The 20,026-nt window shown below is 71.5% G+C and carries 16 protein-coding genes and 1 pseudogene; 10 read left to right on the top strand and 7 right to left on the bottom strand.

What is annotated here, in order from left to right; translation table 11 throughout:
* Positions 1 to 4: 4 nt before the first annotated feature.
* Together CEB94_RS34225 and CEB94_RS34230 are read right to left on the bottom strand one after the other, a co-directional pair.
* Positions 5 to 1,876 carry a sialidase family protein gene (locus tag CEB94_RS34225; RefSeq protein ID WP_175435824.1) on the bottom strand — a complete coding sequence of 624 codons (1,872 nt, stop codon included), beginning with the start codon at positions 1,874 to 1,876 and terminating at the stop codon, positions 5 to 7.
* Positions 1,877 to 2,015: 139 nt separating this feature from the next.
* Positions 2,016 to 2,933, bottom strand: coding sequence for a quinone oxidoreductase family protein (locus tag CEB94_RS34230; protein ID WP_175435825.1), 918 nt, complete (start codon positions 2,931 to 2,933; stop codon positions 2,016 to 2,018).
* 103 nt (positions 2,934 to 3,036) lie between these two features.
* Here CEB94_RS34230 and CEB94_RS34235 point away from each other — a divergent pair, with 103 nt between their 5' ends.
* A complete protein-coding gene (locus CEB94_RS34235; protein WP_175435826.1) occupies positions 3,037 to 3,474 on the top strand; it encodes a MarR family winged helix-turn-helix transcriptional regulator in 438 nt (145 codons plus the stop codon).
* A 92-nt stretch (positions 3,475 to 3,566) separates the two neighbouring features.
* On the opposite strand, the gene fdhD is transcribed toward CEB94_RS34235, so the two are convergent.
* The 5 genes and pseudogenes from fdhD to CEB94_RS34260 all read right to left on the bottom strand — a co-directional run bounded on the left by fdhD (position 3,567) and on the right by CEB94_RS34260 (position 10,010).
* Positions 3,567 to 4,415 carry a formate dehydrogenase accessory sulfurtransferase FdhD gene (fdhD, locus tag CEB94_RS34240; protein ID WP_175435827.1) on the bottom strand — a complete coding sequence of 283 codons (849 nt, stop codon included), beginning with the start codon at positions 4,413 to 4,415 and terminating at the stop codon, positions 3,567 to 3,569.
* A 7-nt stretch (positions 4,416 to 4,422) separates the two neighbouring features.
* Positions 4,423 to 5,282, bottom strand: a pseudogene (locus CEB94_RS34245) (2Fe-2S iron-sulfur cluster-binding protein).
* A complete protein-coding gene (locus tag CEB94_RS34250; protein WP_175435828.1) occupies positions 5,279 to 7,111 on the bottom strand; it encodes an NAD(P)H-dependent oxidoreductase subunit E in 1,833 nt (610 codons plus the stop codon). Before CEB94_RS34250 ends, CEB94_RS34245 begins: the two are co-directional and overlap by 4 nt.
* A 5-nt stretch (positions 7,112 to 7,116) precedes the next feature.
* On the bottom strand, positions 7,117 to 9,042 hold the full coding sequence (locus CEB94_RS34255; RefSeq protein ID WP_175435829.1) for a molybdopterin oxidoreductase family protein: 1,926 nt from the start codon (positions 9,040 to 9,042) through the stop codon (positions 7,117 to 7,119).
* Positions 9,039 to 10,010 carry a 2-dehydropantoate 2-reductase gene (locus CEB94_RS34260; RefSeq protein ID WP_175435830.1) on the bottom strand — a complete coding sequence of 324 codons (972 nt, stop codon included), beginning with the start codon at positions 10,008 to 10,010 and terminating at the stop codon, positions 9,039 to 9,041. Before CEB94_RS34260 ends, CEB94_RS34255 begins: the two co-directional genes overlap by 4 nt.
* Positions 10,011 to 10,244: 234 nt before the next feature.
* On the opposite strand from CEB94_RS34260, the gene CEB94_RS34265 reads away from it, so the two are divergent.
* The 9 genes from CEB94_RS34265 to CEB94_RS34305 all read left to right on the top strand — a co-directional run bounded on the left by CEB94_RS34265 (position 10,245) and on the right by CEB94_RS34305 (position 20,017).
* Positions 10,245 to 11,579 (top strand): OFA family MFS transporter, encoded by a 1,335-nt coding sequence (locus CEB94_RS34265; RefSeq protein ID WP_175435831.1) that lies wholly within the window; start codon positions 10,245 to 10,247, stop codon positions 11,577 to 11,579.
* The gene (locus tag CEB94_RS34270) at positions 11,548 to 11,688 is read left to right on the top strand and encodes an MFS transporter small subunit (protein WP_175435832.1); all 141 of its coding nucleotides are present in this window, start codon (positions 11,548 to 11,550) and stop codon (positions 11,686 to 11,688) included. Before CEB94_RS34265 ends, CEB94_RS34270 begins: the two co-directional genes overlap by 32 nt.
* Before the next feature lie 150 nt (positions 11,689 to 11,838).
* Positions 11,839 to 12,777, top strand: a complete 939-nt coding sequence (locus CEB94_RS34275; protein WP_175435833.1) for a beta-ketoacyl-ACP synthase III — start codon at positions 11,839 to 11,841, stop codon at positions 12,775 to 12,777.
* Between the two features lie 147 nt (positions 12,778 to 12,924).
* Positions 12,925 to 13,602, top strand: coding sequence for a GntR family transcriptional regulator (locus tag CEB94_RS34280; RefSeq protein ID WP_175435834.1), 678 nt, complete (start codon positions 12,925 to 12,927; stop codon positions 13,600 to 13,602).
* A 283-nt stretch (positions 13,603 to 13,885) separates the two neighbouring features.
* Positions 13,886 to 15,067, top strand: coding sequence for an ROK family transcriptional regulator (locus CEB94_RS34285; protein WP_175435835.1), 1,182 nt, complete (start codon positions 13,886 to 13,888; stop codon positions 15,065 to 15,067).
* An 85-nt stretch (positions 15,068 to 15,152) separates the two neighbouring features.
* Positions 15,153 to 16,670 (top strand): sugar ABC transporter ATP-binding protein, encoded by a 1,518-nt coding sequence (locus tag CEB94_RS34290; protein WP_175435836.1) that lies wholly within the window; start codon positions 15,153 to 15,155, stop codon positions 16,668 to 16,670.
* A complete protein-coding gene (locus tag CEB94_RS34295) occupies positions 16,667 to 17,686 on the top strand; it encodes an ABC transporter permease (protein WP_175435837.1) in 1,020 nt (339 codons plus the stop codon). Before CEB94_RS34290 ends, CEB94_RS34295 begins: the two co-directional genes overlap by 4 nt.
* Before the next feature lie 17 nt (positions 17,687 to 17,703).
* Positions 17,704 to 18,750: a substrate-binding domain-containing protein gene (locus CEB94_RS34300; protein ID WP_175435838.1), complete on the top strand. Its 1,047-nt coding sequence runs from the start codon at positions 17,704 to 17,706 to the stop codon at positions 18,748 to 18,750.
* 55 nt (positions 18,751 to 18,805) lie between these two features.
* Positions 18,806 to 20,017 (top strand): Gfo/Idh/MocA family protein, encoded by a 1,212-nt coding sequence (locus CEB94_RS34305; RefSeq protein ID WP_175435839.1) that lies wholly within the window; start codon positions 18,806 to 18,808, stop codon positions 20,015 to 20,017.
* The last annotated feature ends 9 nt before the right edge of the window (positions 20,018 to 20,026 follow it).

Raw genomic sequence — 20,026 nt, forward strand, 5'->3', positions numbered from 1 at the left:
GACGTTAGTTGCTGCCGCTCACCTGGTCCATGGGCAGCCACAGCACCGAGCCCCGGGAGGACGCGCCCGAGGCGCCGGAGGTCAGCTCCTTGTCGCTCAGGGCCCGGTCCCACACCCGGACGTCGTCGATCGCCCCGGTGAGGAACGCCCGGCTGTCCATGCGCTGGCCGATGTGCACGCCGAACGGGGAGTTGCGGCTGACCGAGCCCGGCACGTCCGCGGTGCCGAGCACCTCGCCGTCGAGGAAGAGCGTCAGCCGCCCTCCGCCGCGGCGCAGCGCCAGATGGTGCCAACGGCCGTCGTTGTGGGCGCCGTCGGTCCAGACCGAGGCCGACCTGACGGTCGTCGCGCCCGACCGGGTGGTCATCAGTCCCCGGACCCGGTCGCTCGCCGGCTCCCCGCGCAGCCAGATCTGCGGCTGGGTGCTGCCGATGCCGCCCATCCACAGGAAGGGCTGCTCGCCGGTCGTGGCCGTGTAGCGGAAGTGCAGCGAGGCCGTGAAGTCCCCCTCCCCGAGCGGGAGCCGAGAGCGGTAGGGCAGGCGTACGGCGTCGTCGGTGCCGTCGAAGGACAGCGCGCCGCCGCTGACACCGGCCGTCCGCCCGGCACCGCCGAGCACCACCGCGGGCTTGGCGCCCGCCGCCGCGTCGCGCGTGGTCGGGTCGGCGCCCCGGCGCGGTTTCAGCCAGTCCTCGGTGAAGCGGGCGAAGCGGATCTCGTCACGGGCGTCGACCGCGCCGCCCTCGTACAGCAGGCCCACCGTCGTGTCGCCCACGGCCGCCATGTCGCAGTAGCCGGACCAGTCCGTGGTGACGACCGTGCCCCGGTCCACGCTCTCCCAGGTGCGCCCGCCGTCGTAGGAGGAACGGACCATCATCGTGCGGCGGCGGTCGGGGTCGGCCGGGGCGGACAGCAGCATCCGGTGGCCCAGGCGCAGCGTCGCGCCCTGGACCTGCGGCGTGTACAGGTCCGGGAGGTCGCGGAACGGTGTGTCGAAGCTGTCGCCACCGTCCAGGCTGAGGGTCTGGGAGCGGTGGCCCAGGTCGGTGCCGTCCTGTTCCCGGCCGCTGACGAGCAGGGCGCCGTCGGCGCGCTCGGTGAGCGTCACCTCGGACGGCTTCTGCCGGAACATGCCGTCCTGCGCCATGGGCCAGGTGTCCGTGGCGCCGACCCGCCAGGAGTCGCCGCCGTCTTCGCTGACGATGAGCGCGGCGTGGTTGGCGGAGACCCGGCTGCCGTTCCACGTCTCGGTGTTGACGCCGAACACGAGCCGCCCGGCGTGCTTGCCGCGGGTCAGCTGGATGCCGTGCACCGGACCGGTCGCGTACCAGGAGTTCCAGTGCTCGGGCAGGATCTCGTCGCTCAGATCGCGCGGTTCGGACCAGGTCCGGCCGTCGTCGTCGCTGTACTGAAGGTGCGGGGTGCGGTCGCAGGGGACGGTGCAGTTGCCGGCGTCCGTGCGGCCGGTGTTGTACGTCTCGGCCAGCAGGATCCGGCCGGTCCTGCGGTCCACGAGGGGCGCCGGGTTGCCGTGCGTGTCGCCCGCGCCCTCGGTGACGACCTGGAGTGGGCCCCAAGTTCGGCCGCCGTCGGTGGAGCGCTTGAGGACGATGTCGATGTCGGCCGCGTCACCGCAGTTGAGGACGCGGCCCTCGGCGAAGGCCAGCAGTGTGCCGCCGGTGGTGCGCACGATCGCCGGGATCCGGAAGCAGGCGTAGCCCGGGTCCTGGGACGCCTTGAAGAGCACCCGCTGTTCGAACTCCGGTAAGGCCGTGCCGGACTGGCTGTGTGCCGGGGCGGTTGGCGCGAGCAGCGCCCCGGCGGCGAGGGCGGTTGTCAGGGTGGATCTCAGACGTGCGCGAAGACTTGACGGCATGGTGCGACCTGCCCTTCATGCGTCTGTCGGCTGGACCACCGGGACATGGAACAGACTTCCGGTCATTCGGAGATCCCACGTCCCATGTGCGGGCGACAGGCGGTACTTGGGTTCACAGACCCCCCACAAGAAGCGTGCGTCAGGGGATGAGGACGACCTTGCCCAGGTTGGACCGCCCCTCGATCTCCCCGTGTGCCTTGGCCGCGTCCTCCAGGGTGAACTCCCCGTGGACGACGGGCCTGAGCTCTCCCGCCGCGAACAACTGCCACAGTTCCTCGCGCCACTGCTCGTACAACTCCGGCCTCCCGCGGGCGATACGGGCCACCTGGAACCCGATCACCGACTTGGCGCCCAGGAGCAGGTCGTGCGCCTGGATCGTGCCGCCGCCCGAGCTGTACGCCACCAGCCGTCCCTCCGGGGCGAGTGCGGCGAGGGCCGGGGCGAGCAGCTCGCCGCCGACCGCGTCCAGGGCGTAGTCGACCGGGGTGCCCCAGCTGTCGTCGCCGTACGTGATGACGTGGTCTGCGCCGAGGGCCCGGACGAAGTCGGCCTTGGCCGGGTCGGAGACGGCTCCCACGACCCGTCCGGCGCCGCGCGTCCCGGCCAGCTGCACGGCCAGGTGGCCGACGCCGCTCGCGGCCGCGGTGACCAGGGCCGCCTCGCCCGGCTGGGGGCGGGCCGCCTCCAGGGCGCCGAGGGCGACCAGGCCGCTGCGGACCAGGGCGACCGCGTCGAGGGCGCTCGCGTCCCGCGGGACCGGGGAGGCCATGGCCTCGTGCAGCAGTGCGAAGTCGGCGTAGCCGTGGCCGAGGCACAGCCCGGTCACCCGGTCGCCGGTGCCGTAGCGGGTGACGCCCTCGCCGACGGCGGTGACCTCCCCGGCGATCTCGCCGCCGAGCGGGGCGGGCTCGGCCGCCTCGGTGACCTTGCGTACGACCGGGAGCGTGACGCCGATCGCCTCCGCGCGCACGAGCAGCTCTCCGGGGCCGGGCTCGGGGAGCGACGCCTCCTCCACGAACAGGGGGCCGCCTCGGGATTCGTAGCGGACGCGGCGCATCGCACCTCCGGGATCGTCGGTGGTCCCGACGGATTCGTTGGGGGGCCCAACGGTATAGGAGGATCATAGGAAGAACCAACGATTTCTTGGTTAGGCTGCGGCCATGTCGGAAGCCCCCCTCCCCGCGATCCGCTCCCTGCCCAGCTGGCTGCTCGGCCGCGCCGCCGCCCGCGGCCGCGCCCTGGTGGCCGAGGCGCTGGCCGAGGAGGACATGCGGATGTGGCACCACGTGGTGCTGTCCGCGGTCCGCGACCTCGGCCCCGTCGCCCAGGCCGACCTCGGGCGCGGGGTCCGGCTGGACCCCAAGGACCTGGTCGGCGTCCTCAACGACCTCCAGACGGCCGGCCTGGTGGTACGCGAGCCGGACCCGAGGGACCGCCGCAAGAACGCGGTGTCCCTCACCGGGGAGGGCGCCCGGCTGCTGAAGCGCTGCGAGGTGGCGGCCCGCGCCGCCAACGACGAACTGCTCGCCCCGCTGTCGGCGGCCGAACGGGAGCGGTTCACGGACATGCTGCGGCGGATATCCGGCGTGACCGGCTGAGGTCATGACGGCAGGCCGAGACGGGGCCCCTGCGGCGCAGGGGGCGCTCCCCGCCGGTCGGGGCCCCGCCGCCGTGTCGCGGAAGGACCTGCTCAGCCCTGGGCGGCCGCGGCCCGCAGGACGATTCGGTCCTCACCCGCGTACACGTTCATGGAGCTGCCCCGCAGGAAGCCCACCAGCGTCAGGCCCGTCTCGGCGGCCAGGTCCACCGCCAGCGAGGACGGGGCCGACACCGCCGCCAGGACCGGAATGCCGGCCATCACGGCCTTCTGCGCCAGCTCGAAGGAGGCCCGGCCCGACACGAGCAGCACCGCCCGGGACAGCGGCAGCTCCCCGTTCTGCAGGGCCCGGCCGACCAGCTTGTCGACCGCGTTGTGCCGGCCCACGTCCTCCCGGACGTCCAGCAGCTCGCCGCCTTCCGAGAACAGGGCCGCCGCGTGCAGGCCCCCGGTCCGGTCGAAGACCCGCTGGGCCGCGCGCAGCCGGTCGGGAAGGTCCGCGAGCAGCTCGGGTGAGACCCGGAGCGGGGGAGTGTCGGCGACGGGCCACCGGGCCGTGGTACGCACCGCGTCCAGCGACGCCTTGCCGCACAGCCCGCAGGAGGACGTCGTGTAGACGTTCCGTTCCAGCGTGATGTCGGGGATCACCACGTCCGGGGCCGTCTGCACGTCGACCACGTTGTACGTGTTCGACCCGTCGGCCGTGGCGCCCGCGCAGTAGACGATGTTCCGCAGGTCACGCTGCCCGCCGAGCACCCCCTCGCTCACCAGGAAGCCCGCCGCCAGCGCGAAATCGTCGCCCGGGGTGCGCATGGTGATCGCCAGGGGCTTGCCGTTCAGCCGGATCTCCAGCGGTTCCTCGGCGACGAGCGTGTCCGGGCGGCTGGAGACCACCCCGTCCCGGATGCGGAGCACCTTGCGTCGTTCCGTGACTCGTCCCATGTCCTGATCAGCCCCGGTTCTGTACGTGCTGGTAGCCGAAGCGGCCCTTGATGCAGAGGTTGCCGTGGGTCACCGGGTTGTCGTGCGGCGAGGTGACCTTCACGATCTCATTGTCCTGCACGTGCAGCGTCAGGTTGCAGCCCACTCCGCAGTACGCGCACACCGTGGTCGTCTCCGTCTGCCGCGACGCGTCCCACGTACCCGCCGCGCGCATGTCGAACTCGGACTTGAAGGACAGCGCGCCCGTGGGGCACACCTCGATGCAGTTCCCGCAGTACACGCACGCCGAGTCGGTCAGCGGCGCGTCGTGCTCCACGGCGATCCGGGCGTCGAAACCGCGCCCCGCGACCGAGATCGCGAAGGAGTTCTGCCACTGGTCGCCGCAGGCGTCGACGCACTTGTAGCAGAGGATGCACTTGTCGTAGTCGCGCACGTACAGGTCGTTGTCGACCCTCGGCTCCTCGTTCAGCCGCGCCGCGTCCGGGCCGAAGCGGTCCGGCTTCGCCTCGTACTCCTTGAGCCACCCGGCGACCTTCGGCGTCGTCGACAGGTCGACCGAGGACGCGAGCAGCTCGAGGACGACCTTGCGGCTGTGCCGGGCGCGCTCGGTGCCGGTGCGCACCTCCATGCCCGGCTCGGCCTTGCGGGAGCAGGCCGGGACGAGCGTCCTGGCCCCTCGACCTCGACGACACAGACCCGGCAGGCGTTCTTGGGGCGCAGGGTGTCGCCCTCGCACAGGGTCGGGATGTCCTTCCCGGCCGCCCGGCAGGCGTCCAGGATGGTCGAGCCCTCGGGGACCCGGGCCTCCTCGCCGTCGAGGGTGAACTCCAGCATGCGGCGCGGGATCCCCAGCGGTGTGACGGTCATTCGTACGCCCCCAGACGGTCGATGGCGGATTCCACGGCGTTCCACGCGGTCTGCCCCAGACCGCAGATCGAGGCGTCCCGCATGGCGCGGCCGACCTCCCGCAGCAGCGCGATGTCGCCGGCGGCGTCGACGCCGGTGCGCTCCACGATCCGGTGCAGCGCCTCCTCCTGCCGTACCGTCCCGACCCGGCACGGCACGCACTGACCGCACGACTCGTCCCGGAAGAACTCCGCGATGCGCAGCAGCAGCCGGGGCAGGGGCACGCTGTCGTCGAAGGCCATGACGACTCCGGAGCCCAGTGTCGTGCCGGCCTCCCTCGTCCCCTCGAAGGTGAGCGGGATGTCCAGCTCGTCGGCGCGTACGAACCCGCCGGCCGCGCCGCCGAGCAGCACTGCCCGCAGCCCGTCACGCACCCCGGCGAGCGCGAGCAGATCGCCCAGTGTCGCGCCGAACGGCAGCTCGTAGACACCCGGCCGCTGCACGGTCCCGGACACGCAGAACAGCTTCGGTCCGGTGGAGCGCGGGGTGCCGATCGCCGCGTACGCCGGGGCGCCCATGGTCAGGATCGGCAGGACGTTGACCAGCGTCTCCACGTTGTTCTCGGCCGTCGGCTTGCCGAACAGGCCCTTCTCCACGGGGAACGGCGGTTTCGAGCGCGGCTCGCCCCGGTAACCCTCGATGGAGTTGAACAGGGCCGTCTCCTCACCGCAGATGTAGGCGCCCGCACCGCGCCGGATCTCGATGTCGAAGGCGTAGCCCTGGCCGAGGACGTCGTCGCCGAGCAGTCCGCGCGCGCGTGCCTGCGCGATCGCGTGCTCCAGCAGATGCAGGGCGCGCGGGTATTCGCCGCGCAGGTAGAGATAGCCCTTGTGTGCCCCCGTCGCGTACCCGGCGATCGTCATCGCCTCGACGAGCGCGTACGGGTCGCCCTCCATGAGCACCCGGTCCTTGAAGGTGCCCGGCTCGGACTCGTCGGCGTTGCAGACGAGGTAGTGCGGATGGTCCGGCTGGGACGCCGTGGCCTGCCACTTGCGGCCGGTGGGGAAGGCGGCGCCGCCGCGCCCGGCCAGGCCCGAGTCGGTGATCTCGCGGATGACCCCGGCGGGACCCAGCTCGAAGGCCCGGCGCAGGGCGGTGTAGCCGCCGTGGGCGCGGTAGTCGTCGAGGGACGCGGGGTCGACCACGCCGACGCGGTGCAACAGCAGCAGACCGTCCTGCCCCGCCTGGGGCACCGCCAGCGCGACCGGCGGCTCCTCGGGCGCGGAGCCGGGCGAACTCGCGGCGAGCACGGCCTCCTGGACGCTCGCCGGCGCCGAGACCGCCGTACGCACGGGGTCCCCGGCCTTGACGGCCAGCGCGGCCGGGGCCCGTTCGCACAGGCCCAGGCACGGGCTGCGCTCGACACTCACGCCGCTGCCGAGGCCCAGCCGCTCCTCGATCCCGGCGCACAGCTGCGGCGCCCCGGCCGCCGCACACGCCAGGTCCGTACACACGTGGAGCACGGTCGCCGGACGCGGCTCGACCGAGAACATGGCGTAGAAGGTGGCGACCCCGTACGCCTCCGCCGGCGGCACCGTCAGCCGCCGGCACAGGTAGTCCAGGGCGCCCTCGCTGATCCAGCCGATCCGGTCGTTGATCGCGTGCAGCCCCGGCAGCAGCAGCTCGCGGCGGTCCCGTGCCTCACGCCCGCCACGCGCCCACCTCAGATCGGCGGCTCGCATCTCATCGCGGGCGGCGCCCTCCCAGGAGGACTCCGGAGGCCCGAGCAGGGCGTCGACTGCCGCCCGTTCCTCGTCCGTCGGTTTGCTGTCACCGAAGTGCAGGTCCACTTACGTCACCCCACGATGGTCGCGATGGGCAGCTTCTCGATCCGGATCGCCGACGCCTTGAACTCCGCCGTCCCCGCGATCGGGCAGTTCGCCTCGATCGTCAGCTGGTTGGTGTCCACCTCGTCCGGGAAGTGCATGGTCATGAAGGCGAGCCCCGGCCGCAGCGCGGGGTCCACCCACACAGGCGCGGTCACCGACCCGCGCCGCGAGGCCACCTGCACCTGCTCGCCGACGACGACCCCGTAGCGCTCGGCGTCCTCCGGGCTCAGCTCGATGTACTCGCCGCGCCTCAGCGGCGAGGCGTAACTTCCGCTCTGCACCCCGGTGTTGTAGGAGTCGAGCCGCCGCCCGGTGGTGAGCCGGACCGGGTACCGCTCGTCGGTGAGGTCCACGGGCGGGTCGTGCCGCACGATCCCGAACGGAGCCAGCGGGCCGCGCCGGGCGGGGTCGGTCTCCCACAACCGGCCGTGCAGATAGGTGGGTTCGATCCCGTCCGTGCTCGGGCAGGGCCACTGGATGCCCTGGTGCTCCTCCAGACGCTCGTACGTCATGCCGTAGTGGTCGGGCGAGACGGCCCTCAACTCGTTCCACACGGTCTCGGCGTCGGCGTACTTCCAGTCGTGGCCGAGGCGGGCGGCGAGGTCGCAGAGGATGTCGATGTCCTCGCGGGCCTCGCCGGGCGGGGTGACGGCCTTGCGGACGCGCTGGACCCGCCGCTCGCTGTTGGTGGTGGTGCCGTCGGTCTCCGCCCAGCCGGCGGTGGCCGGCAGGACGACGTCCGCGAGCTCGGCCGTCTTGGTGAGGAAGATGTCCTGCACCACCAGGAAGTCCAGCGCCTTCAGCCGCCGGACGGCCTGCTCGCTGTCCGCCTCGGACTGCGCCGGGTTCTCGCCGATGCAGTAGACGGCCTTGAGCGTGCCGTCCTCCATGGCCTCGAACATCTCCGTGAGGTTCAGGCCGTAGTGCGGCTGGATCACGGTGTCCCAGGCCGACTCGAACTTCAGCCGGACGCTCGCGTCCAGGATGTCCTGGAAGCCGGGCAGCCGGTTGGGGATCGCGCCCATGTCGCCGCCGCCCTGCACGTTGTTCTGCCCGCGCAGGGGTTGCAGGCCCGAGCCGAAGCGGCCGACATGGCCGGTGAGCAGGGACAGGTTGATCAGGGCGCGGACGTTGTCGGTGCCGTTGTGGTGCTCGGTGATGCCCAGGGTCCAGCACAACTGGGCCCGTTCGGCACAGGCGTAGGCATGCGCCAGCTCCCGTATGGCCGCGGCCGGTACGCCGGTCACCTTCTCGGCGAGCGACAGCGTCCACGGCTCGACCAGGGCCTTGTACTCCTCGAAGCCGCTGGTCGCCCGATCGATGAACGCCTCGTTCGCGAGCCCCGCGTGGATGATCTCGCGGCCGATCGCGTGCGCCATCGGGATGTCCGTGCCGACGTTCAGCCCCATCCAGCTCTCCGCCCACTCGGCGGTCGAGGTCCGGCGCGGATCGACCGCGTACATCCGGGCGCCGTTCCTGATCCCCTTCAGCACGTGCTGGAAGAAGATCGGGTGCGCGAACCGGGCGTTGGAGCCCCACATCACGATGACGTCGGTGTGCTCGATCTCCTCGTACGACGACGTCCCGCCGCCCGAGCCGAACGCCGCCGACAGGCCCGCCACGCTCGGGGCGTGACAGGTGCGGTTGCAGGAGTCGACGTTGTTGGTGCCCATGACGACCCGGGCGAACTTCTGCGCCACGTAGTTCATCTCGTTGGTGGCGCGGGCGCAGCTGAACATGCCGAAGGCGTCGCGGTGGCGCCCGAGGCCCAGGGCGGCCCGGTCCAGGGCCTCCTCCCAGGTGGCCTGCCGGAACGGCTCGTCGCGGGAGTCCCTGACGAGGGGGTGGGTGAGCCGGGTGTAGGTCTTGGGGGTCCGGTCGCGTTTCCTCATGCGGCGCTCCTCAGCGCGAGCAGGTCCGAGATGGCGTGCACGGTGCGCAGGGTGGGCACCTCCACGCCGGTGATCTCCGCCAGCTCGACGACCGCCGCGAGCAGCACGTCGAGTTCGAGCGGCTTGCCGCGCTCCAGGTCCTGGAGCGTGGAGGTGCGGTGGTCACCGACCCGCTCGGCCCCCGCGAGCCGGCGCTCGATGGAGACCCCGACCTCGCAGCCGAGGGCCTCGGCGACCGACAGTGTCTCGGTCATCATGATCTCGATGACCTTGCGGGTGCCGCCGTGCAGGCACATCTGCCGCATGGTCGCGCGGGCCAGCGCGCTGATCGGGTTGAAGGAGATGTTGCCGAGCAGCTTGAGCCAGATGTCGCTCCGCAGGTCCGGTTCGACCGGGCACTTCAGTCCGCCCGCCTGCATGGCCTCGCTGAAGGCGAGACAGCGGGCGGAGCGGCTGCGGTCGGGCTCGCCGATGGAGAACCGCGTGCCCTCCAAGTGCCGGACGAGGCCCGGCCCTTCGAGCTCGGTCGCCGCGTAGACGACGCATCCGATGGCCCGTTCGGGCGCGAGCACCGCACTGACCGCGCCGTCCGGGTCGACACTCTCGACACGGTGGCCGTCGTAGGGGCCGCCGTGCCGGTGGAAGTACCACCAGGGGATGCCGTTCTGGGCCGCGACGACCGAGGTCGTCTCGTGCAGCAAGGGTGCGATCAGCGGCCCGCACGCCGCGTACGCGTTGGCCTTCAGGCCCAGGAAGACATGGTCGACCGGGCCGACTTCGGCCGGGTCGTCGGTGGCGTGGGGGTGCGCGGTGAAGTCGCCGCGTGGGCTGCGCACCCGGACTCCGTGCTGCCTCATGGCCGTCAGATGCGGTCCACGGGCGATGAGATGCACCTCGGCACCCGCGCGGTGGAGCGCGGCGCCGACGTAGGCGCCGATGGCACCGGCGCCGAGAACTGCCACTTTCACAGGAACACTCCGTTCGGTTTGAGGGATACCGCGGAGGTGGCTGCCGTCCGGCCGCCCACGGGCCTCGTATGGCTCGCGGACGGCTTGTGTCGACGAAATATTGTCTACAGTATGGAGGTTGGGGCGGCAAGGGTCTGTGCGCCGACCGTTCGGCGCATGCTGGATACCGCTCACCGCATACGGTCGACGCGCCGCCTTCTCAACCCCCGTGCGGATCCCTACCGTCCGGGGTTCATGAGTCCCCCAGTCGCGCCCCCGGGCTGGAGCCGCTGGCTCGTTCCGCCCGCCGCTCTCTCCGTCCATCTCTCCATCGGCCAGGCCTACGCCTGGAGCGTGTTCAAGCCGCCCCTGGAGTCCGCGCTCGGCCTCAGCGGCACGCAGAGCGCGCTGCCCTTCCAGCTGGGCATCGTCATGCTGGGCCTGTCCGCCGCGTTCGGCGGCACGCTCGTGGAGCGCAAGGGCCCGCGCTGGGCCATGACCGTCGCCCTGCTCTGCTTCTCCTCCGGCTTCCTGCTCTCCGCGCTGGGAGCGTCCCTGGAGCAGTACTGGCTGATCGTCTTCGGCTACGGTTTCGTCGGCGGCATCGGTCTCGGCATCGGCTACATCTCGCCCGTCTCCACGCTGATCAAGTGGTTCCCGGACCGGCCCGGCATGGCCACCGGCATCGCCATCATGGGCTTCGGCGGCGGGGCGCTCATCGCCTCGCCGTGGTCGGCCCAGATGCTGGAGTCGTTCGGCGGCGACAGCTCCGGCATCGCGCTGGCCTTCCTCGTGCACGGGCTGTCGTACGCCGTCTTCATGCTGCTGGGTGTCCTCCTGGTGCGGGTTCCGAGCAGTGCCCCGGGGGTGCCGGGAACCGCGCGGCAGGCTCCGGCCGGCCCGCAGGTCTCCGCGAACCGGGCCATCCGCACCCCGCAGTTCTGGCTCCTGTGGATCGTGCTCTGCATGAACGTCACCGCCGGCATCGGCATCCTGGAGAAGGCCGCGCCGATGATCACGGACTTCTTCTCGGACACCTCCACCCCCGTGTCGGTGACGGCCGCCGCCGGCTTCGTCGCCCTGCTGTCCGCGGCGAACATGGCCGGCCGCATCGGCTGGTCGTCGACGTCCGACCTCATCGGCCGCAAGAACATCTACCGCCTCTACCTGGGCGCCGGCGCGCTGATGTACGCGCTCATCGCCCTGTTCGGCGACTCCTCCAAGCCGCTGTTCATCCTGAGCGCGCTGGTCATCCTCTCCTTCTACGGCGGTGGTTTCGCCACGGTTCCGGCATATTTGAAGGATTTGTTCGGTACGTACCAGGTCGGTGCCATCCACGGGCGGCTGCTCACCGCCTGGTCCACGGCCGGGGTGCTCGGCCCGCTGATCGTGAACTGGATCGCCGACCGGCAGGAGGAGGCGGGCCGGCACGGCGCGTCCCTGTACGGGCTGTCGTTCGTCATCATGATCGGGCTGCTCGTGATCGGTTTCGTCGCCAACGAACTGATCCGGCCCGTCGACCCCCGCCACCACGTCCCCGCCCCGAAGGAGGCCGCCCATGTCCGGCGACAGCGCTCAGAGTCCGCCTAGCCCGGACCGGCGGTGGCTGATCGCCCTCGCCTGGGCGTGGGTGGGCGTACCCCTCGCCTACGGGCTGTACGAACTGGTGCGAAAGGCGACGCAACTGTTCACCGGGTAGGGGGTTCGACAGGTGCCCGGGAGTTTGAGGTGCTGACCGAAGCTGACAACCCCGGGGCCGGTTTCCTGTCGCCTTGGCTGCCGTCGTACCCGTGAGTCACTGATCAGACTGGAGGATCCGCTACCCAAGGCAACGAGGGGGATCCACCCAATGAACGGCTCGCGCATCGCCGCCGTCGGCCACTACCAGCCCGCCAAGGTGCTCACCAACGAGGACCTGGCGGGCCTGGTGGACACCAGTGACGAGTGGATCAGGAGCCGGGTGGGCATCCGCACGCGCCACATCGCCGGACCCGACGAACCGGTCGACGAACTGGCCGCCCACGCCGCCGCCAAGGCCCTCGCAGCCGCCGGACTGACCCCGGCGGACATCGACCTGGTGCTGGTCGCCACCTCCACCGCCGTCGACCGCTCGCCCAACATGGCCGCCCGGGTCGCGGCCCGCCTGGGCATCCCGCAGGCCGCCACCATGGACCTCAACGTCGTGTGCGCCGGCTTCACCCACGCCCTGGCCACCGCCGACCACGCCGTGCGCGCGGGGGGCGCGAGCCGGGTGCTGGTCATCGGGGCCGACAAGATGTCCGAGGTGGCCGACTGGAGCGACCGCACCACGTGCGTGCTCGTCGGCGACGGGGCGGGCGCCGCGGTGGTGGAGGCCGCCGACGAGCCGGCCATCGGGCCGGTGCTGTGGGGCTCGGTGCCCGAGATGGGCAACGCGGTGCGCATCGAGGGCACCCCGCCGCGCTTCGCCCAGGAGGGGCAGAGCGTCTACCGCTGGGCCACCACGCAGCTGCCGCCCATCGCGCGCCGGGCCTGCGAGCGGGCCGGTCTGGAGCCGGCCGACCTCGCCGGGGTCGTGCTGCACCAGGCGAACCTGCGCATCATCGAACCCCTCGCGGAGAAGATCGGCGCCGTCAACGCTGTCGTCGCGCGCGATGTCACCGAGTCCGGCAACACCTCGGCCGCGAGCATCCCGCTGGCCTTCTCGAAGCTCATCGAGCAGGGGGCCGTCGTCACGGGCGACCCGGTGCTGCTGTTCGGCTTCGGCGGGAACCTGTCGTACGCGGGGCAGGTCGTGCGCTGCCCGTGAGGGCCAGGGCGGTGTGACGCGGTCAACTCCCCGAAACGCTGGCTCTTGTGCGCCGTAGACTGTAGACGAAAGACAATCGATACTGACTCTGCGGCGATACCGGCCCGCGCCGCGCTGTGCACGGCCCTGCCGAGGAGGGGGACCGCGATGCTGTCGACAGGCCTGCCCCAGGGGGCGGTACCCAAGCTGGAACGCCCGGGTCCGCTGCGCGACCGTGTCTACGAGGCACTGCTCGAACTCATCACCACCCGTGCGCTGCAGCCCGGTCAGCATCTCGTCGAGAGTGAACTCGCCGGGCATCTCGGGGTCTCCCGGCAGCCGGTGCGCGAGGCACTGCAGCGGCTCAACACCGAGGGGTGGGTCGATCTGCGGCCCGCGCAGGGCGCGTTCGTGCACGAGCCGACGGAGCAGGAGGCCGACCAGCTGCTCACGGTCCGTACGCTCCTGGAGGCCGAGGCGGCCCGCCTCGCGGCGGCGGGCGCGAACAGCGCGGGCATCGCCGCCCTGGAAGCGTTGTGCGCGGAGGGCGAGAAGGCCGTCGAGGCCGACGACGTGGACGGGGCCGTCGCCATGAACGCCCGCTTCCACGCCAAGATCATGGAGCTCGCCGGCAACGCGGTCCTCGCCGAACTCGCCGCCCAGGTCGACCGGCGTGTGCGCTGGTACTACACGCCGGTGGCCCGCCAACGAGGCCACCAGTCCTGGATCGAGCACCGCGAACTGATCGCCGCGGTCGCCGGCCGGGACGAACAGCGCGCCACCCAGCTGATGCGCGAACACACCGAACACACACGCCGGTCGTACCACGGGCGTTCGCGCTCATAGTGCCGTCACACGCGTTCGCGCTCGTAGTGCCGTCACATCGCGTTCGCGCTCGTAGTGCCGTCACACGCGTTCGCGCTCGTAGTGCCGTCACGCCCGTCCTGCGAGGCAAGGCACTCGTGACCACTCCTTTGTCCTGTGAGTGGAAAAAGTAGAGGGCAATTCCCGCGTGACTTCTTCCCACCTCCGGCAGCCGCTGCTACGTTCCCTTCGAAAGCAAGCCACCGAGGTGGCGGAAGACCGGCACGCACAGGCCGATCGAGGCGGGGAGGGGCTCGTGAGACGTATGACCGCACGACCCGCCAACGCCCATCAGGCCCGACTTCTCAAGCTGTTGCGTGACGGCGGGCCCAACTCCCGTGCCCAGCTGGGCGACCAGGTCGACCTCTCGCGGTCCAAGCTGGCCGTGGAGGTGGACCGGCTGCTGGAGACGGGCCTGGTCGTGGCCGACGGACTCGCCGCCTCGCGCGGTGGCCGCCGCTCCCACAACGTCCGGCTCAACCCTGAACTGCGCTTCCTCGGCGTCGACATCGGCGCGACCTCGATCGACGTCGCCGTCACCAACGCCGAGCTGGAGACCCTCGGCCACCTCAACCATCCCATGGACGTGCGCGAAGGCCCCGTCGCGGTCTTCGAGCAGGTCCTCGCCATGGCCGCGAAACTGAGGGCCTCCGGACTCGCGGAAGGGTTCGACGGCGCCGGCATCGGCGTCCCGGGCCCGGTCCGCTTCCCCGAGGGCATCCCGGTGGCACCGCCGATCATGCCCGGCTGGGACGGCTTCCCCGTGCGGGAGGCGCTCAGCCAGGAACTCGGCTGCCCCGTCATGGTCGACAACGACGTGAACCTCATGGCGATGGGGGAGCAGCACGCGGGCGTCGCCCGCACCGTCGCCGACTTCCTCTGCGTCAAGATCGGCACCGGCATCGGCTGCGGCATCGTCGTCGGCGGCGAGGTCTACCGCGGTACGACGGGCAGCGCCGGCGACATCGGGCACATCCAGGCCGTCCCCGACGGCCGCCCCTGCGCCTGCGGCAACCGGGGCTGCCTGGAGGCCCACTTCAGCGGGGCGGCCCTGGCCCGCGACGCCGTGGAGGCCGTCAAGCAGGGGCTCTCGGCCGAACTGGCCTCGCGGCTGGAGACGAACGGCTCCCTCACCGCCGTCGACGTCGCCGCCGCGGCCGCCGCCGGTGACGCCACCGCCCTCGAGCTGATCCGCGAGGGCGGCAACCGCACCGGTCAGGTCATCGCCGGCCTGGTCAGCTTCTTCAACCCGGGCCTGGTGGTGATCGGCGGCGGGGTGACCGGCCTCGGCCACACCCTGCTCGCCGCGATCCGAACCCAGGTCTACCGCCAGTCGCTGCCGCTGGCGACCGGCAACCTGCCCATCGTTCTGGGCGAGCTCGGCCCCACCGCCGGAGTCATCGGCGCGGCCCGGCTCATCAGCGACCACCTGTTCTCACCCGCGTAAGCACTCAGTTCCGTACGGCGTATCAGCACCGCGCCCTGCTTTGCCCTGCCCTGAAACCGGCCCGCACGCCCGCCAAGGGGACCTCATGGCATCAGAACCACCGCTGCTCAGCATGTCCGGCATCACCAAGTCGTTCCCCGGAGTCCGGGCCCTCGACGGCGTCGACCTCGACGTCCAGGCCGGCGAGGTGCACTGCCTGCTCGGCCAGAACGGGGCCGGCAAGTCCACCCTCATCAAGGTGCTCGCCGGCGCCCACCAGCCCGACACCGGCCGCCTCCGCTGGCGCGGCGACGAGGTCACCCTCCGCTCGCCGATCGCCGCCATGCGCCTGGGCATCGCCACCATCTACCAGGAACTCGACCTGGTGGAGCACCTGTCGGTCGCCGAGAACGTCCACCTCGGGCATGAGCCGACCGCCGCCGGCTTCGTCGTACGGGGGAAGGCCGCCAAGTCCTCGACGGCCGCTCTGCTGAAGCGCCTCGGGCATGCGGAGATCGATCCGGCCCGGCTCGTGGGGGAGCTGTCGGCGGCGCAGCAGCAGATCGTGTCCATGGCGCGGGCGCTCTCCCACGACGTACGGCTCATCGTGATGGACGAGCCGTCCGCCGCCCTCGACCCGGACGAGGTCGACAACCTCTTCCGTATCGTCGGCGACCTCACCGCCGCCGGAGTCGCCGTCGTCTACATCTCGCACCGCCTGGAGGAGATCCGCCGCATCGGCGACCGGGTGACGGTGCTGAAGGACGGACGGGCCGTCGCGAACGGGCTCCCGGCGAAGTCGACCCCGACCCGCGAGGTCGTCGCGCTGATGACGGGCCGCAACGTCGAGTACGTCTTCCCGGACCGGCCCATCGCACCGCCGCCCCTCGATCCCGTGCTGAAGATCCAAGGGCTGTCCAGGCGAGGAGAGTTCGAGCCGTTCGACCTGGAGGTGCGGCCGGGCGAGATCGTCGGCCTCGCGGGACTCGTGGGCTCGGGCCGCTCCGAGATCCTGGAGACCGTCTACGGCGCCCGCAAACCGACGTCCGGTCACGTACTGGTCGACGGCAAGGCGCTGAAGCCGGGCAGCGTACGGGCCGCCGTCCGGGCCGGACTCGGTCTCGCCCCCGAGGAACGCAAGGCGCAGGCCCTGCTGATGCTGGAGTCCGTCACCCGCAACGTGTCGGTCTCCTCCATGTCCCGCTTCGCGCGCGGCGGCTGGATCGACCGGGGCGCCGAACTCGGCGCCGCCCGGGCCGCGACCCGCGAGCTGTCGCTCCGGCCCGACAACCCGTCCGTGCCCGTGCGCACCCTGTCCGGCGGCAACCAGCAGAAGGCCGTCCTGGCCCGCTGGCTGCTGCGCGGCTGCAAGGTGCTGCTGCTCGACGAACCCACCCGCGGCGTCGACGTCGGAGCCCGCGCCGAGCTCTACGCGGTCATCCGCCGACTCGCGGACGAGGGCCTCGCCGTCCTGCTGGTCTCCAGCGAAGTGCCCGAGGTGCTCGGCCTCGCCGACCGCGTCCTGGTGCTGCGCGAAGGCCGTGTCGTCCACACGGCACCCGCGCGCGAACTCGACGAACACCGCGTACTCGACCTGGTCATGGAAGGAAGCCCGGCGTCATGACGCAGCCCGTCTCCCCGCCGCGGGACAGCAGCACCGACAAGGTGCCCCCGGCCCAGCCCCCCGCCTGGCGCGGCATGCTGATCCGCGCCGACGTCCGCACCCTGTCCCTGCTCGGCGTGCTCGCCGCGCTGATCCTCATCGGTGGCATCACCAAGCCCGACGAGTTCCTCGACACCCGCAACCTCCAACTCGTCCTCACCCAGGCGTCGGTGATCGGTGTCGTCACCGTCGGCATGACCTTCGTCATCGTCTCCGGCGGCATCGACCTGTCGGTCGGCGCGATCGTCGCCCTCGCCTCCGTGTGGGCCACCACCGTCGCCACCCAGGAGTACGGCTTCGCCGGCATCCTCTTCACGGCGGTCGTCGTCGGAGTCGGCTGCGGCCTGGTCAACGGGGTGCTCATCGCCTACGGCGCGATGGTGCCGTTCATCGCCACCCTCGCCATGCTGGCCTCCGCCCGCGGCCTCTCCCTGCAGATCACCGACGGCAAGACGCAGATCGTCACCGTGCCGTCCGTCCTCGACCTGGGGGAGCGCGACGCCTACGTCCTCGGCATCCCGCCGCTGGTCATGGTGTTCGCCGTCGTCACCGTCATCGGCTGGCTGGTCCTCAACCGCACCACCTTCGGACGCCGCACGGTCGCCGTCGGCGGCAACCCCGAGGCGGCCCGGCTCGCCGGCATCGACGTCCGCCGCCAGCGGCTCTACCTCTACCTGCTGTCCGGGCTGTGCTGCGGCATCGCCGCCTTCCTGCTGATCATCCTGGCCGGGTCCGGCCAGAACACCAACGGCAACCTCTACGAACTCGACGCCATCGCCGCCGCGATCATCGGCGGCACCCTCCTCACCGGCGGCCGGGGCACCATCACCGGCTCCGTGCTCGGCGTCCTGATCTTCACCACGATCACCAACATCTTCGCCCTGAACAACCTGCAGAGCGACGTCCAGCAGATCGCCAAGGGCGCGATCATCGTCGCCGCCGTGCTGGTCCAGCGCCGTACCGCGAGCACGACCTGAGGAAAGGGTTCACCGCCATGCCAGAGATCACGAGCCGCAGAGGGCTGCTCTTCGGGGCCGCCGCCGTCTCCACCGGTGCCCTCCTCACGGGGTGCACCAGCAACGAGCCCTCCGACTCCAAGGACGAGCCGGCCGCCAACGACCAGCCGGCCGCCGACGACAAGCCCGGCAAGCAGGTCACCATCGGCTTCGCCGGACCGCAGGCCGACCACGGCTGGCTCAACGCCATCAACGACAACGCCAAGAACCGCGCCGAGAAGTACTCCGACGTCACCCTGGAGATCACCGAGGGCTCCAACGACACCGCCCAGCAGATCGGCCAGATCGAGACCCTCATCAACAAGAAGGTCGACGTCCTGGTCGTGCTCCCCGCCGACGGCAAGGCCCTCACCCAGGTCGGCCTCAAGGCCATGCGCGCCGGCATCCCGGTCGTCAACCTCGACCGCATCTTCAACACCCCGCAGGCGTACCGCTGCTGGATCGGCGGCGACAACTACGGCATGGGCCTCAACGCCGGGCACTACATCGGCGAGAAGCTGAAGGGCAAGTCGGGTGCCCGCGTCATCGAACTGGCCGGCCTGGACAACCTGGAGCTGACCAAGCAGCGCACCCAGGGCTTCGACGACGCCCTGAAGAACTACCCCAACATCAAGAAGGTCGCCCGGCAGGCCGCCGAGTTCACCGTCGAGTCCGGGCAGGCCAAGATGGCCCAGCTGCTCCAGGCCCAGTCGAAGGTCGACGCGCTGTGGAACCACGACGACGACCAGGGCGTGGGCGCGCTGCGCGCCATCGAGCAGGCCGGGCGCGACGACTTCCTGATGGTCGGCGGCGCCGGCGCGCTCTCCGCGTTCCAGGCCATCGAGCAGGACGACGGCGTGCTCAAGGCGACCGTGCTGTACCCGCCGACCATGGCCGCCTCCGCGATCGACCTCGCCCGCGCCCTCGGTCAGAGCAAGGGCATCGGCGGCCTCGCCGAGTTCGAGATCCCGTCGTCGCTCACGCTCTACTCGGCCGTCGTCGACAAGACCAACGTCGACCAGTACATGTCCACCGGCTTCAAGTGATCCACCCCGCACCCCCCACGTGCGCCACCCCGACCAGGACGAGGAGGACACCCGTATGGGACAGCCGCAAGCGCCGTCAGATGGGACCGAGGCAGGCAAGCCACCCCTGCGCGTGGGGATGGTGGGCTACGCCTTCATGGGTGCCGCCCACTCCCAGGGCTGGCGCACCGCGGGCCGCGTCTTCGACCTGCCGCTGAACCCCGTGCAGGCCGTGATCTGCGGCCGCGACGCCACCGCCGTCCGCGCGGCGGCCGACCGGCACGGCTGGGCCTCCACCGAGACCGACTGGCGGGCCCTCGTCGAACGGGACGACGTCGACCTCGTCGACATCTGCACCCCCGGCGACAGCCATGCCGAGATCGCGCTCGCCGCCCTGGCCGCGGGCAAGCACGTGCTGTGCGAGAAGCCGCTGGCCAACACCGTCGAGGAGGCCACCTCGATGGCCCGGGCGGCCGAAGAGGCCCACGCACGCGGCCAGGTGGCGATGGTCGGCTTCAACTACCGCCGGGTGCCGGCCACCGCCCAGGCCCGCCGGATGGTCGCCGAGGGCCGTCTCGGCAGGCTGCGGCACGTGCGCGTGACGTACCTGCAGGACTGGCTGGTCGACCCCGACTTCCCGCTGACCTGGCGGCTGCGCAAGGAGCAGGCCGGCTCGGGCTCGCTCGGCGACCTGGGCGCGCACATCATCGACCTCGCGCAGTACCTGGTGGGGGAGCCGCTGGCCGGCGTCTCCGCCCTGACGGAGACCTTCGTACGGCAGCGGCCCCTGCCCATCGGCGCCACGAGCGGACTGTCCGCCGTCTCGGCCGCCGGCACCGGGGAGGTCACCGTGGACGACGCGGCCCTGTTCACGGCCCGCTTCCCCTCCGGCTCGATCGCCTCCTTCGAGGCCACCCGCTACGCCACCGGCCGGAAGAACGCCCTGCGCATCGAACTCAACGGGGAACGCGGCTCGCTCGCCTTCGACTTGGAGCGGCTCAACGAGCTGTCCTTCCACGACGGCACCGAGCCGGGCGCGGAGGCGGGCTTCCGCCGGATCCTCGTCACCGAACCCGACCACCCCTACCTCGACGCCTGGTGGCCGCCGGGCCACGGCCTCGGCTACGAGCACACCTTCGTCCACCAGGCCCGCGACCTCGTCCACGCCATCGCCGAGGGCCGCCGCCCCGAGCCGTCCTTCACCGACGGACTCCAGGTGCAGCGGGTGCTCGCCGCGGTGGAGGAGAGCGCCGAGAAGAACTCCGTCTACACGCCGATCGCGGTCTGAGGAGGCTCG

Source organism: Streptomyces hawaiiensis, assembly GCF_004803895.1.
Classification (GTDB): domain Bacteria; phylum Actinomycetota; class Actinomycetes; order Streptomycetales; family Streptomycetaceae; genus Streptomyces; species Streptomyces hawaiiensis.